This window comes from Paenibacillus sp. P5_B5, assembly GCF_056400365.1.
Genome location: NZ_JBFULK010000001.1, coordinates 59578 through 74412, shown reverse-complemented (window position 1 = coordinate 74412; position 14835 = coordinate 59578). Strand labels below are relative to the sequence as shown.

The 14835-nt window shown below is 39.7% G+C and carries 13 protein-coding genes and 1 riboswitch; of the genes, 5 read left to right on the top strand and 8 right to left on the bottom strand.

Annotated features, from left to right (window positions below; genetic code table 11):
* Positions 1–58 precede the first annotated feature (58 nt).
* From AC1DOK_RS00400 to AC1DOK_RS00390, 3 genes are all read right to left on the bottom strand, one after another.
* Complete coding sequence (locus tag AC1DOK_RS00400) at positions 59–862, bottom strand: hypothetical protein (RefSeq protein WP_477552241.1); 804 nt, start codon at positions 860–862, stop codon at positions 59–61.
* Positions 863–1072: 210 nt separating this feature from the next.
* Positions 1073–2005, bottom strand: a complete 933-nt coding sequence (locus AC1DOK_RS00395; RefSeq protein ID WP_477552240.1) for a manganese-dependent inorganic pyrophosphatase — start codon at positions 2003–2005, stop codon at positions 1073–1075.
* Positions 2006–2148: 143 nt separating this feature from the next.
* Entirely contained in the window at positions 2149–3087 is a 939-nt protein-coding gene (locus tag AC1DOK_RS00390) for a DMT family transporter (RefSeq protein ID WP_477552239.1), read from the bottom strand.
* Between the two features lie 135 nt (positions 3088–3222).
* Positions 3223–3387: riboswitch (FMN riboswitch) on the bottom strand.
* Between the two features lie 138 nt (positions 3388–3525).
* On the opposite strand from AC1DOK_RS00390, the gene AC1DOK_RS00385 reads away from it, so the two are divergent.
* The 4 genes from AC1DOK_RS00385 to AC1DOK_RS00370 all read left to right on the top strand — a co-directional run bounded on the left by AC1DOK_RS00385 (position 3526) and on the right by AC1DOK_RS00370 (position 6409).
* Positions 3526–3681 (top strand): hypothetical protein, encoded by a 156-nt coding sequence (locus AC1DOK_RS00385; RefSeq protein ID WP_477552238.1) that lies wholly within the window; start codon positions 3526–3528, stop codon positions 3679–3681.
* Between the two features lie 156 nt (positions 3682–3837).
* On the top strand, positions 3838–4821 hold the full coding sequence (locus AC1DOK_RS00380) for an ABC transporter ATP-binding protein (protein WP_477552237.1): 984 nt from the start codon (positions 3838–3840) through the stop codon (positions 4819–4821).
* On the top strand, positions 4818–5621 hold the full coding sequence (locus AC1DOK_RS00375; RefSeq protein WP_477552236.1) for an ABC transporter permease: 804 nt from the start codon (positions 4818–4820) through the stop codon (positions 5619–5621). Before AC1DOK_RS00380 ends, AC1DOK_RS00375 begins: the two co-directional genes overlap by 4 nt.
* A 5-nt stretch (positions 5622–5626) precedes the next feature.
* A complete protein-coding gene (locus AC1DOK_RS00370) occupies positions 5627–6409 on the top strand; it encodes an ABC transporter permease (RefSeq protein ID WP_477552235.1) in 783 nt (260 codons plus the stop codon).
* Between the two features lie 171 nt (positions 6410–6580).
* Here AC1DOK_RS00370 and AC1DOK_RS00365 read toward each other — a convergent pair whose 3' ends face one another.
* The 5 genes from AC1DOK_RS00365 to AC1DOK_RS00345 all read right to left on the bottom strand — a co-directional run bounded on the left by AC1DOK_RS00365 (position 6581) and on the right by AC1DOK_RS00345 (position 13306).
* Entirely contained in the window at positions 6581–7930 is a 1350-nt protein-coding gene (locus AC1DOK_RS00365) for an MATE family efflux transporter (protein WP_477552234.1), read from the bottom strand.
* A gap of 89 nt (positions 7931–8019) precedes the next feature.
* Positions 8020–8862, bottom strand: a complete 843-nt coding sequence (locus AC1DOK_RS00360) for a MerR family transcriptional regulator (protein ID WP_477552233.1) — start codon at positions 8860–8862, stop codon at positions 8020–8022.
* Between the two features lie 32 nt (positions 8863–8894).
* Positions 8895–10253, bottom strand: coding sequence for a glycoside-pentoside-hexuronide (GPH):cation symporter (locus tag AC1DOK_RS00355; RefSeq protein WP_477552232.1), 1359 nt, complete (start codon positions 10251–10253; stop codon positions 8895–8897).
* 30 nt (positions 10254–10283) lie between these two features.
* Positions 10284–12713: a glycoside hydrolase family 2 protein gene (locus tag AC1DOK_RS00350; protein WP_477552231.1), complete on the bottom strand. Its 2430-nt coding sequence runs from the start codon at positions 12711–12713 to the stop codon at positions 10284–10286.
* A gap of 23 nt (positions 12714–12736) precedes the next feature.
* Positions 12737–13306, bottom strand: coding sequence for a TetR/AcrR family transcriptional regulator (locus AC1DOK_RS00345; protein WP_477552230.1), 570 nt, complete (start codon positions 13304–13306; stop codon positions 12737–12739).
* Positions 13307–13672: 366 nt separating this feature from the next.
* On the opposite strand from AC1DOK_RS00345, the gene tnpB reads away from it, so the two are divergent.
* Entirely contained in the window at positions 13673–14779 is a 1107-nt protein-coding gene (gene tnpB, locus AC1DOK_RS00340) for an IS200/IS605 family element RNA-guided endonuclease TnpB (RefSeq protein ID WP_477552229.1), read from the top strand.
* Positions 14780–14835 lie beyond the last annotated feature (56 nt).

Genomic DNA, 14835 nt, shown 5'->3' with positions numbered 1-14835 from the left:
ACAAGCTTACCCCTCAACAATATCTGGGCAAGCTTGTTATTCTGTATATGAACGGAGACTATTTACTTGGCTGTAGCTTCTCAATAAACTCAATCGCGTTTTCTTTGTGCTGAACTTCCTTGGATATACTAACTAACTTATCTTTTGATCCCATCATCGGTATGTCTGTCCACAATGGACTCTTGGATAAATCTTCTTTACCGGTTATTGTACTTGGATCTTCGAACAATTCTTGCTCGATAAGTTGGTCATAATTCATCTTGTCCATAATATAAACATCGCCCTTCTTAGTCATGAGATCAAGCATACTTTTTTGTATATATGCAGGATCAACCTGACCTTCTAGGGGACGATAAATAATATCTACTTTAATTCGTTTCCATTCAGGGAATTGCTTCAATAATATTTCTTCAATCTTCGGTATTTCATTGGAAGCATAGTTACCAACGAATAGTACTTCTAGGTCTGGCTTAGGCAATAATGCTTCCTGAGCTCTAATTTGTTGACGATCAACCGCACCTTTTATCGAGAACCCAATGATTGCTAGAATCACAATGCCGACAATAACATGAACCTTATAGTAATGAAAGAAATGAGCAAACCATTCTTTATTCCAGCCCACCTTAACAGGGGCCATCTCCACTTTCTCAATTCCCTTTATGATACGATAAGCTTCATTAAGCTCGTCAATCGTAACCATTGGTTCATCTGAAACAAATGCAGGGTCTTCTTGAAGCTTCTTCTCCATAGCACGATACTTTTTGAGTAAAAGTGAATATCTACGCTCAATTTCTTCATCTGAAGCATTCTCCGATACACCGAGTATTTCTAGTGATCGTATGCGATCCATCTTTTCATTCATAGTTAACTAGCCTCGCTTATATATGTGATTGTTAACATTGTAGCACATTCAAATCATGAACTAAACATTGTAGTGATGTGATGTATGCCTCTTTGCAGTAATCATTGATGTACAAACATCAAAAAAAGGATGCCCTGCGAAAGGCATCCTTCAATTTAAATGACATTTGAATCAATTTCATAACTGATCTAAATAGATATTTTGATTCATTTACAATGTGTTAAAAATATCCGTTAATACGGGAACGATTTGTGATTTACGTGATACAACACCTTTAAGAACCGCTTTGTTGTCAACGAGTGAAACATTATATGCTTTCTCAACAGCATGATTTACCGGTCCAAGTACTAAAGCAACAGAATCGTTATTCAGAATATCCGTCACAACGAATACGAATAGATCTAGGCCTTTATCCGCAATAATTTGGGCGATAGCTGCTTCTAACTCTGCTTGTTGAGAGAGAACATCATTAATATCAACTGCGTTTACTTGAGCAATTTCAACCTTAGCTGTGCCCATTTGGAATTCCTTCGCGTCAAGAGAGATGAGCTGAGCTATCGTTTTATCACTTAAATCAGCACCTGCTTTAAGCATGTTCAGTCCATACTCATCAGCAGATACGCCAGCGATTTCTGCTAATTCGCGTGCTGCAGCAACATCCTGCTCTGTGCAGGTTGGCGATTTAAATAAAAGCGAGTCTGAGATAATGGCAGATAGCATTAAGCCCGCGATTGTTTTAGGAACCGTTACCCCATTCTCCTTATACAACTTATTAAGAATCGTCGCCGTACAACCAACTGGCTCTGCACGGTAGTACAAAGGTGCACTTGTTTCAAAATTAGCTATTCTGTGATGATCAATTACTTCTAGGATTTGAACCTGATCGATGTCAGAAGCACTTTGTTGGCGCTCATTGTGATCGACCAAAATCACACCTTTAGCTTCATTCGCTACTGTTTCAGTAAGGCGCGGTGCATCTACTCCGAAATAGTTAAGTGCATACTGTGTTTCACCATTAACCGTACCTAAACGGATAGGCTCAACATTGAAACCTAAGCTCGTTTTTAAATTAGCATACGCCATAGCAGAACAGATGGAATCTGTGTCAGGATTTTTATGCCCGAAAATTAGAATTTTATCCATAGTATTACTCCTTAGTCTTCTTTATTTAGCATGAAAAGTATACCTTAGAACGATGTCTTCGATCAAGAAGAAAGCCGTATATATCCTAATCGATTATACACGGCATATGGTTATTTATGAAATTAATGATTCGTGAAAGGTCCTTAGTTCTGCCTTGAGATGAAATACAATGCGACCCAAATCAGAATGAAACCGAATATTTGAGCTACCGTAATAAGCTGACCAAATGCAAACCAGTTCACTATTACCCCCACCATCGGGAACGATAGTTCTGCAAATGTCGCGTAAGATGCTTTGGTCGTCGATAAACCACGATAGTATAGAATGATACTAAGTAACCCTGGAATAAATGCTTGGAGCATAATATTGATTGTGATCGTTCCCCATGCGGATGATGGGACACTCCAGCTTGGTGCTTCCACCAGTATTAAGGTACTGAGAAGTGGAACAGCTAACAAGAAGCGCAGTGACGTTACCGTCCCATACGACATTTTATTTAAGAGTAATCTACCCATCACTGTCGATCCACCCCATAAGAAGGCGGCACCTAAGGCAAGTAAGCTACTCGTACCCAATACGTCATTTACATTTCCTATTGGGATGCTCCAACCGAAGGTAAGCAAATATGTACCTGCAATCGCAAGTAGAATGAACCATAAGAAACCTTTGGGAAGCAATTCTTTGAGGATGAACCTAGCTAATATGATTGCAAACACCGGCTGTAGTTTCTGCAAGAGAAGTACAGCATTCATATTCCCGACTGCGAATGCTTCCGTGAACATAATTGTTGCGATTACAGAACCGCCCCAAGACAAGAACAGCAGCGCTCCAACATCTCGTAAGTTACAACCTTTTAATTCTTTGCGATGCAGCCATAACACTGGAACTGAATACACAAGTAGTAACAAGTGCTCAATAAATACAATTTGAGTTGATGTGATATAATCGAGGGCCATAATCCGGAATAAAGGGCCAAGTCCCCATAAGGCAGCAGCAAACATAACAAACCAAATGCCGCTTTTACTTACACGATTCCCGTTATCCATTTGTAAAGTTGATTGCGTTGTTTTCACCATATCCAATAACCTCCGAGGTTGTTGAATATAGGATCTTATTAAATTGAAGAAGACATACCTAATAATCCATCTTGTGGATTATTTCATGACTATTAGCGCATCTGAGCTGTTTTATGCATAACTCTGTATAAAAAGCTTGTTTGCGATCTTCTTCCATCCGGACTATACCGTCGGCCTTGGAGTTACACCAAGTCAGTCTCTAATGAATAAGCAGCATTACTGCATACGTCCATAAGAGAGTCGCGGGCTTGCACTTTACAGTACTTTACCGCCGATTGGGAATTTCACCCTACCCTGAAGATCCTAATTCAAACCTTTATTTTGTATTCTTATATTCTATCATTATAGCGAGTTTCACATAGAATACAACGCTTTAATTCCGAAATTATTAAAGTATAATAATATTGAATTATCAATTTTATATGAAGGGGTGATCAAGTAAATATGAGTGTGAAACCACTACATCACCTTCTAGAAGAACATAATTTCAACATACAGCAATTATATAAAGTTGTCGTTAAGAATAATTGGATGGAAGCAACGACTGGAGATAACTACTGGAATCAAGAGTATGCTCGAGCACTAACCAACTTTTATTAGATGCTTGCATCTTTGTAATGTGATTAAGATATTGTTATTACCACATGCTGATTTATTGATCATGGGAAATGCACTATCATTTCTTGTTGACATGCCTATCACCCAATGGTAATATTATCCTCCTGTCTATCAAAACTGAATTGGAGGAAACCATTTGTGATTAAGCTCAGTGGTATAAGCAAATCTTTTAAAGTGGCGAAAAGGTCCTCAGGATTTACAAATGCGGTTAAAGCGCTCATTCGCCCAGCGTTTACGCAAGTAGAAGCACTTCGAGATATTTCCTTCTCAATTGAGCCAGGTGAAATCGTCGGCTATATTGGTCCGAACGGTGCTGGTAAATCCACAACCATTAAGGTGATGAGTGGGATCCTCGTGCCAGATCAAGGTGAATGTACCGTTATGGGATACACGCCTTGGAACAACCGAACCGAGTACGTGAAGCATATCGGAGTTGTATTCGGACAACGTTCTCAGCTGTGGTGGGATGTGCCAGTCATTGACTCATTCGAGCTGCTGCGTGATATTTACAATGTCCCTCAGAATGAATATCGCAAAACGCTAAGTTTATTAATCGAAACACTAGATCTCCAAGAAATCATTCACACACCTGTCCGTCAGCTTAGCCTCGGACAACGCATGCGATCAGAAATAGCCGCCTCTCTCTTGCATAGTCCCAAAATTCTGTTTCTCGACGAACCAACCATTGGTCTTGATGCCGTATCCAAAATAGCAGTTCGAGATTTCGTACGGACCATTAATAAGGAGAAGGGCGTAACTGTTATTCTAACGACACACGATATGAATGATATCGAAGCCTTAGCTCAGCGAATCATTATGATCGGTAAGGGCAGCTTACTTTATGACGGTAATCTTCAAACGCTGCGAAATCAATTTGGATCACATAAAACAATTGCAATTGATTACCTTGAGAATCATCATAAACCATTGTACATCCCTGGTGTTTCGATCACCTCATGGTCTTCAGAACGGGCCGTACTGCAGGTTGACACTGGACAAATCAGAATATCCGAAGTACTTACTAGATTGTCAAATCAAGTCGAGCTCCTCGATGTTACGATCGATGCCCAGCCAATCGAAGACATTATCATTCAATTATATAAAGAGTACCAAATATCATGAGAGCTTATCTATCGATATTCAAGCTTCGCATGAGTACAGGTCTACAATATCGTGCTGCTGCTATGGCTGGCGTGGCTACCCAATTCTTCTGGGGCTTTATGATTATCATGATCTACGAGGCTTTCTATACGCAGTCCTTAGATCATGCACCCATCTCTCTATCTCAACTAGTAACCTATATTTGGCTTCAGCAATCCTTCCTTTCCTTCGTCATGTTATGGTTCAGAGATAATGAGTTATTTCAATTAATCACAACGGGTAATATTGCTTACGAGCTGTGCAGACCAAGTGACATCTATGGTTTATGGTACGCCAAGCTGCTTGCTCAGCGTATCGCAAGCGCCTTACTTCGAAGTTTTCCGATTCTTATCGTAGCCTTCTTTTTACCAGAGCCATATCGTTTTGCACTTCCAACTGATATTACGACATTCGTTCTATTTGCTATAACTCTCTTGCTAGGATTATTTATTCTAGTTTCTATTTCCATGCTCCTGTACATCTCAGTGTTCGTTACGATGTCACCTATGGGCTCATTACTCCTATTTGGGGTGTTCGGTGAATTCTGCGCAGGTATGACCATTCCGATTCCTCTCATGCCGATTTGGCTGCAAAATATCCTCAGTATACTACCATTCAGATGGACTGCAGATTTTCCATTTCGCGTCTATACAGGACATATTCCGAGTGAAGAAGCTTTAATGGGAATTACGATTCAACTCATATGGCTCGTTGTGCTTATTGGATTAGGTAAATTCCTAATGACGAAAGCGCTTCGAAGAGTCGTTGTACAGGGAGGTTAATGGTTATGAGACTGTATGGTAAATATCTGCTCATTCAATTCAAATCACAAATGCAGTATCGAACATCCTTTTATCTTCTAATGTTAGGCCAATTTTTCATTCCATTCACTGTATTTGCTGGCCTGTACTTCTTATTTGAACGCTTCGGACAGATTAAGGGTTGGGATTTTTATGAGGTAGCGCTAAGCTTTGCGGTCATTCATATGGCTTTCGCTATTAGTGAGTGCTTCGCACGTGGATTTGATGTATTCTCAAGTCTTGTTGTGAACGGTGATTTTGATCGTTTACTCGTTCGACCTCGGAGTACAGTCGTTCAAGTACTTGGCTGGAAGTTCGAATTCAGCCGTTTTGGTCGCTTACTTACGAGCCTGACCATTCTAACCTGGGCGTTAGTCAGCCTACCAATTGAATGGTCTATCCTTAAGATGATCACTCTACTCTTAATGGTCGGGAGCGGTGTATTCATTTTCACGGGTATCTTCATTCTTGCTGCAAGCCTTAGCTACTGGACCATTCAGGGCCTTGAAGTCGTCAATATTTTCACAGATGGCGGAAGAGAAATGTCCCAATACCCACTTAACATTTATCATAAATGGGTAACCCGCTTCTTTACCTTCGTCATTCCGTTTGGTTGTGTAAACTATCTACCCTTGATGTTTATTCTAGATAAACCTGAAGCGGACAATATCCTATACGCATTTGCTCCACTCGCTGGTTTCCTGTTCATTGTACCTTGCTTACTTGTCTGGCACATTGGTGTCAGGCATTATAGATCTACGGGGTCGTAGGCAGCAAATAAAGAGAATATGCTTTTTAGATTTAATTTGCTCCTTCCTTAATGATAAAAACAAGAACCGCTGAGACACGATTGCTCGGCGGTTCTTGTTTTTATTGATTTTTTATTGATATTTAACTAGCATATAGAAGATGAATTGCATTACAAGAGGAGCAGCTCTTCATCAAGCTTTTTGCAATAATAATCCTGGTTTGACACGACGATTCGTAATTAGAATACCGATAGCTGTAATAGCTTCGGCAACTAGTGGTACGAACCAAATTCCATTGACGCCGAACCAAGACGGTAAGATCCATAATAGTGGGAATACTAATATGAGTCCGCGGCTTAGAATAATAATTGTGGATCTAGTTGTTTGTCTAATAGATTGATAATATTCCGCATACACAATATTAAATCCTAGGAAAATATATTGAATAAAGAAAATCCCGATTCCACTAATCGTAAGCGTTAGTAGCTCCTTCGTAGTTACATCAAATAACATAACGATGTATTCCGCAAACAATATTCCGATCGCTACAGCAGCTATTCCGAAGATGAGTGCTGTTATTACAGCGATTCTCAACGCTTTTTTTAATCTGTCATAGAGCTCCGCCCCATAATTGAAGCTAGCGATTGGCTGCAATGCCGAACCTACTCCGAAGAAGATTAATAACGTCATAGAATGAATACTGTTGATGATCGCAAAAGCAGCTACGCCCGTTTCACCTGCATACTTAATAAATGCAACATTATATCCAATCGTCACAATTGCTACAGACATTTCTGTCACAAAGCTTGGAAAACCAATCACAAGAATATCTTTGATTATCGACCAGTCAAAATGAAGCTTCGTCCATTTAAGCACACTTTTTTTACGCAAAAAATGACATAACAATATAATAAAGCCTATCGCTGCTGACAAAATAGTCGCTAACGCAGATCCTCGCACTCCCCATCCATATATAAAGATGAAAATATAGTTGAACACAATGTTAAGAAGTGCTGTTGATATAAGCCCGATCATGGCTAATCGTGGATTACCATCATTACGGATGAAAATACTCAGCACGTTCTCCAGCACATAAATAATACCGAAGGTAAGCAGAACTTCTAAATATTCTAGTGTATACGGTAAGATTACTTCATTAGCCCCGAATAAATAAGCAAGCTCCTCTAGCTGCCATAAACATAACAACATTAGAATCCCCACGATTATAACGGCTAGGGTCATGGACTGTGAGAAAATAGATCTCGCCAGGTCCAGTTTATTCTCACCTAGTGCAATCGAATATAAGGTTGCGCCGCCCATCCCTATCCATAAGGATATGGAGAAAATAATAGAGAAGGCTGGTAATGCGACATTGACGCCTGCTAGCCCATTGGGTCCAACTCCGCGGCTAACCATAATCCCATCAATAATAATATTGATCGACATTAACACCATGCCTAGTACGGCTGGAATTAAATAGCCTACGAATAGTTTATTGATACTTTTGGTTCGAAGATCTTGATGTACGGTTACTTCACTCATGATGACAATCTCCTTTATCACTTGCTGCTCATCACAGTTTAAACCTTAAAGCAGCTTTAAGGTCAAGCAAATAAAAAAAGGAGATTTCATTACCTTTTTATGACAGGGATTTGTATTTCTGTAATATAATCTTCCGCATTACTCGTCATGGAGTAATCAATTAAACCTAGCTCTATCGAATCACCAGCTACTTCATAACCATGCCGCTTCATTTCTTCTAATAACAATTCATACGTTTCCTTAGTGTGTTCATACGGTCCATAATGGTTCGCACTTGCAAACAATCCTTCTTCTATTACTTCAGCTGTCTCAGCCTGAACCTTATTAGTAGTAGTATCAGTATGAATAAGGATAAAAACACTGTTACACGCTTGAAAATCTCTTCTGAGCAAGGCTTCTCTAGTTATCGTTACCCCAATTGTACCGACGAACAGGCTCACATCATGTAAATGCAAATTGTTCTGTAAGGTATTAATATAATAATCGAACATTTCATCGGTTATCCCGGGGTCAATAGCTGCCGAAGTAATCATTCGCTTCGGAATCTGCTTAAAGACAACTACATCCTTTTTACCTTGCAGCGCTTGATTAATGACACGGATGTTGTTGTCCATTTTCATAATCATATACGAGAGTTCCTTTTGCTTCTGAGCCATTAATTCCTTCTGCCTCTCAAGTAATTCAAGTGCGTTAGTCGGGGTACGCTCCTCCATGTACTGTTTTATTTGCTTCAAAGGAATGTCTAAGTTTCGCAAAAATTTAATCGTATCAAGCATAGAGAACTGATCAATCGTATAGTAACGATATTGCGTCTGTGGATCAACGATCGCTGGATGAAAAATCCCTTTCTCATCATAATAGCGTAAGGTGGATTCTGGAATACGATGCATTCTAGCCATTTCGCCAATCGTAAATCTTTGATTTGTAAGCATGATGTATAACTCCAATTCTGCACAAGCTTCGCTTATTTCTTATTTTCAAGATCGACAACAATTTGATTATAAAATCCATCATTCAGCTTATAGAAAATGGTAAATACAATTAAACAGATGATGACAACAACCATCGGTATAAAAGTCATTAAGGAAACAATTCCGGTCAATGTAAAGCTCGATTGCACCATATTTGGTGCAAAACCAATAAAAGTAAGCACAATTCCAATAATGAGTTCCTTCGTTGCATCACTAAACTTACCTATAAGTCCAGCTATAGAAACAATCGTGCTATTGCTCCGCTCTCCTGTCTTCCATTCGCCATAATCAATAATATCCGCGTAGAAAATTGGCATTAACGTTGTTGTAATCCCAAGTGCCAAATATAATAAGATTCCACCGAAATAAACAATTGGAACGAATGTACTTACAATATCTCTTGATAAAAATAAAATCAAATACCCAATAATTAACGTTGCTGCAGCTAGCTGAAAAGCGGTTTTCTTCGAAAGTCTTCGCATAATTCTAGGAAACATAGTCATCATGAAGACTTGTGAAAGACCTACTGTTATACCAAAGGTAGCAAATAAATCTTCATTTCCTAAATTGTATTTAAAGAAGTATAATGCCGTACCCATTGTAATAAAAATCCCGACATTTAAGAAGAAATTTACGATAAGAATGACAAGCAGTTGATCATTTTTTCCGATTGCCCTGGCAATATCTTTGAATTTGAGCTTCTCTGTGGATTGAATCGTAGCTTGCTCTTTATAATTACGAAGAAAGAATGTATTAGCAATCAGGAATATCGCGGCAAAAATCATAGCTAGTCTTGCAAAGCCTTCTGCTTGTGTTGCAGCAACAATTGCAATCAGCGGAAATACCGCACCTACGGTGGTAAAGTCACCAAGTGCAGTACCGATAGCTGGGATGATGACAAGTTTTTTTCTTTCATCCGCATTTCTGGTAAGTGTCGGGAAAACAGAGCCCGTTGCCGTATAGAATATAGCTCCACTTGTCCCCCACATCACATAAAAAACGGATACATAGATAAGTTGACTTGTTCCTGTTAAGCCTGGATTTTGAAAAAGGAATATCGCACTTATTGCCATAAAAATCGCGCCAATTGCAATCCAAGGCTTGATTTTTCCAAAACGGGTTTGAGTACGATCAATCATAATGCCTATCAGTGGAGTTGTGAAGGTATCTAATAGCTTAGCAAAAAAGAATAAAGCACCAATGAATGCAATAGGAACTAACACATGATCGCTTAAAAAAAACATAATGTAAGAGGAAATAATACCCCCTATCAAACCATTACCGTAAGCGCTAATTCCATAAAACCATTTAAACCGTAAACTTATCGTTCCTTTATCAGCTTTCCCATTCATAACTATCACCTCTCCATTTACTAAACTCTTCTACACAATTACCTTATCAACCTTGAGAGCTACAACTTGCTCAGTAAAGCGATTTGAGCGAATGATCACTTTGATGTCCCCTGCTTTGCCAATCGATTTAACCCAGAAGGCTATTGAGCCTCCTATTAATGCGACTTGCTTCGGACCAATAATTGCCCCTGCACCTTCTACCTCTAGCATGATTACCTCATTCGAAAAAGGCAGTACATGATCATATTCATCTACATGCCTAATGACAATCCGGCATACATCATAGGTCTCGGCTTCAATTAGCTTCAAACTGTCTGGTAGTACGACCAAGCCCTTGGAGCTTGCTGGACCCTTCATAGTTGTGGCAACAAGTTGATCATCTTTATAGCCTTCAAACTCATAGCTCAAAGACTTGGCTCCCCAATTCGCGACATAGGTTGTATACAGCGAAACTGCTTTTTCATAGGACATTTTATATTTGAACATGAGCCAGCCCATTTGGAGCTTATAGATCAAGGGCAATTGTTTATCACCATACTTGATAATTGCGAATAAGATTCTTTTCACCATAAGGGTGTCTTGTGGAGTAAAGGCTTCATTCTTCGCGATTAAATCACCAATAAAATCAGTGATAATAATGGGTGGATTAGGAACACTTTGATAAGTCTCTTTGCTTGGTGAATAGGCTCCAAGAAACTCTCCATTCTTATATAGCTTCAAATAATCACAGTTCGTAAATACATAGACTTCTTCAAGCTCAGCAGCTTCTCGCTCACCAATGTTCATGCCTGATAGCACTTCTAATACAGGTGTCTTTACGCCACCTTGTGAAGCATATACAGCAGCTGCATACTTCGGAATACGGAACATATCCATCACACCGTGATAACAAATCCGGTCACCACTGCCAAAATCCCGATGCGTATTGTAATCTGTCATGCACCAGCCGATGGCTCCAGCTATTCCAGGATCTTGATACATACTGTCAACTACACGCAAATGTCTCAGCGCATGTTCTACCCGCTTCGCTTCATGATCGAACTTCTTAGTAGGAAACATATGACCATTATGCTCAGTGACCATGTAAGGCACAGCTTTCTTCGTAATTTCTTTAGGTGTATATAAGGCTCGATTGTGTCCACGATGAATAAAGTCATTATAGGTATACACATCCTCAAATAGATGGCTACCATCAAAATTACGAACACCACCTGTTGGTCTGGTATCATCGAGAGCTTTGGCTACCCGGTTCGTTTCTTGATAGAAGGCGTCATTGTCCTGCGACTCATTAATGCGGACCCCCCAAATAATTACACTAGGATGATTCCATTCTTTCTTGATCATCTCTTCTACAAATTGCACAGCAACCTGCTGCCAGCCTTCATCGCCAATATGCTGCCAACCTGGGATTTCGCTGAAAACAAATAAGCCAAGCTCGTCACACCGATCCAAGAAATGCTTAGACTGCGGATAGTGCGATAGCCTGACCATGTTGACACCTAATTCATTCTTCAAAATCTCTGCATCCTTAATTTGTGCGCTAGCGGGCATTGCATAGCCGACATATGGAAACGCCTGATGACGATTAAGTCCAAGTAATTTGATTCGATTACCATTCAGATAGAACCCATCTGGTCGAAAGCTGACTTCACGAAACCCAAATCGAACTTTGTACTCATCAAGCCTCAGTTCTCCTTGCTTAACCACAACTAATAAGTGATAGAGATGAGGGTTACTGCTATCCCACAATAAGATATCCTTAACTGACTTTTGGATATTCACAAGCTGTTCCTGCACACCATCCATCGTTACAAGTTGAGAGAATGTTTCGACAATTCGTTGTCCCATTGATAATTGGAATTCAAGTGTGATCTCTCTGTTAGCACCCGTTTGATTGAAGCAATAGAGATCAATATCTAGTTGAGTATGGTCCGTAAGAACATTTCTTGTTTTGACAAACATATGCTTAACATGGAGATCATGCACAAATTCTAAGCGTACCTCACGATAAATACCACCATAAGTTAAATAATCGATTACATGTCCGAATGGCGGAATGTCTTCACGCTCTGTGGAATCGACCTTTACGACGAGCACATTATCCGTACCGATTTTTACATAAGAAGTGATATCACAATGGAATGGCGTATACCCTCCCCTATGCTCGCATACGAATGTACCATTGATAAACACCTCCGCGGATGTCATCACCCCATCAAAATGTAGAATCGCTCGCTTATCCTGATCTTTAGCCTGAATTTGAAATGTTCTACGATAACAGCTAACGAACTGAAATAGCTTTTCATCAAAGTTGTTATAGGGTAGTTCGATATTGGTATGGGGGATCATCACCTCTTCAAATCTCGAATCATCCAAATTTATTTCAATATATTCATCGGCAAAATTAGCTATGTACTTCCATCCAAAGTTAAAATGCTCTATCGAGCGCACTGAGTTCACCCTTTCTTTTGTATTTCGTGCTTCTATGCAATTTCCTTACACAAGATTCCATCGAAGAGTATCGCCATCGCTTCCTGCAAAGCCTCATCATACGTTAGATTATGCTCTAGCAAGAACTGATTTCTAAGCAACCGATCCATTGTAGCGAATATCATTTCTTTAAAAACGAACAGGTTAATAGACTTAATCCGTCCTTGTTCGATCCCTTCTTCAAGTAGTGATAGCGTTACTTGCCAATCCTCGTGTAAATGCTCTTCAATAAGCTGATATAGCTTCGGATAATACTTCTGGATTTCATAAATACGCCGATAGTCGAGAATACCTGATAAAGCTGGCATAATCGTAATGACTCGCTTCAATTTCTCAACCACATCTAAGTTATCATCAGAGACAATCTTCTTTTCTTGTTGCTTAATACTAGAGAAAGCTTCTTCAATGACCAATTGAATAATAGCCTCTTTATTACCGATCTGTTCATAAATTGTTCTTTTGCTAACACCCAGAATGCCGGATAAATCATCCATCGTAAAATGAATCCCTTTGATATCAAATTGTTCAATCGCTGCCTTAATAACACGTAAGTTTAAATCCAAACCAGTTGCCTCCTTCTAATAAAGATCCAAAAATATGATAGCACTTAATTATGAAGCGCTTTCATGATAGATTTTGAAAACTGGAAGAGTTCCAAGAGTTTTCTAATCTAAAAGTACCATACAGGTCTCTTTGGTGTCAATATAAGGAATATGTGGAATTATATGAATTCGTTTTAATTGGATCCAATTGATTTAATTAGATCCAATAAACAAAAAGCCGATGAATTCATCGGCTCCTGTGATTTATTTATGAACAGCCGAGAACACTCGTTACTTTAGTGATGAGATGAATCGGCGGTTTTGTGTATCGAAAGAGAACATATGTGCTATAATAATGATAGATTTCATTTGAAAGGAGGCTTCATCTTGCCTACTCATAAAGCCTATCGTTATCGGATTTACCCGACACTAGAGCAAGAAAGCCTCCTTCGAAAAACGTTTGGCTCTTGCCGTTTTGTTTTTAATCATTTTCTTGGAGAATGGAACAACGCGTACACAACCACTGGTAAGGGACTTTCTTATAACACCTGTGTAACAAAGATCCCTTCCTTGAAGGAAAGTTTTGATTGGCTCAAGGATGTAGATAGCATTGCGTTGCAATCGGCTGTTCGAAATCTGGCAGACAGCTTTGATCGCTTATTTAAGAAGCAAAATGATGCACCGCGTTTTAAGAGTCGCAAAAATCCGGTTCAAAGCTACACGACTAAGTATACCAATGGCAATATTGCCGTAGAGGGTAACTTTCTCAAATTGCCGAAACTTGGTCGTGTTCGTTTTGCACATTCAAGATCCCTAGAAGGACGTATTGTTTCGGCTACGATTCGCCTCAATGCGTCAGGTAAATATTTTGTTTCAATTGTCTGTGAAGTGGAAATTGAACCCTTACCGCAAACGGATACGAGCATAGGTATTGACCTTGGCATTAAGACATTTGCCGTATGCAGCGATGGACAAAGCTTCGTTAATCCAAAGTTTCTTCGCAAATATGAGAAGCAGTTGGCGTTCTGGCAAAGACGTTTATCTCGCCGCACAAAAGGCGGTTCAAACTGGCGTAAAGCCAAATGGAAAGTCGCTCGCATTCACGAGAAGATCGAGAACTGTCGCAAAGACTTTCTACAAAAGCTGTCAACGAAGCTGATTCGTGAAAATCAAACGATCTGCCTTGAAGACCTTCAAGTGAGCCACATGCTCAAGAATCACAAGCTGGCAAAATCGATTGCCGAAGCATCATGGGCGAGTTTCCGCACCTATTTAACGTACAAAGCCAACTGGTACGGTCGAACGATTATCGTCGTCGCCAAGAATTTCCCTTCCAGTCAACTCTGCCATGTTTGCGGAAGCCGAAATCACGAGGTGAAACATCTAGCCCTGCGTAAATGGACGTGTAAGCGATGCGACACCCATCATGACCGTGACGAAAATGCCAGTCAAAATATCAAGCAAGAAGGCTTAAACAGGTTAGCGGCAATTTAACAGCCACTAATTCCGCAGGAAATGCGGATCACGCTTGGTTATCTATTTTGCAGAAG

Excerpts from the sequence above, each read along its gene's own strand:
- AC1DOK_RS00400 (WP_477552241.1), bottom strand. The coding sequence starts at position 862 with ATGAATGAAAAGATGGATCGCATACGATCACTAGAAATACTCGGTGTA.
- AC1DOK_RS00365 (WP_477552234.1), bottom strand. The coding sequence starts at position 7,930 with ATGAGTGAAGTAACCGTACATCAAGATCTTCGAACCAAAAGTATCAAT.
- AC1DOK_RS00375 (WP_477552236.1), top strand. The coding sequence starts at position 4,818 with ATGAGAGCTTATCTATCGATATTCAAGCTTCGCATGAGTACAGGTCTA.
- AC1DOK_RS00360 (WP_477552233.1), bottom strand. The coding sequence starts at position 8,862 with ATGCTTACAAATCAAAGATTTACGATTGGCGAAATGGCTAGAATGCAT.
- AC1DOK_RS00395 (WP_477552240.1), bottom strand. The coding sequence starts at position 2,005 with ATGGATAAAATTCTAATTTTCGGGCATAAAAATCCTGACACAGATTCC.
- AC1DOK_RS00355 (WP_477552232.1), bottom strand. The coding sequence starts at position 10,253 with ATGAATGGGAAAGCTGATAAAGGAACGATAAGTTTACGGTTTAAATGG.
- AC1DOK_RS00385 (WP_477552238.1), top strand. The coding sequence starts at position 3,526 with ATGAGTGTGAAACCACTACATCACCTTCTAGAAGAACATAATTTCAAC.
- AC1DOK_RS00370 (WP_477552235.1), top strand. The coding sequence starts at position 5,627 with ATGAGACTGTATGGTAAATATCTGCTCATTCAATTCAAATCACAAATG.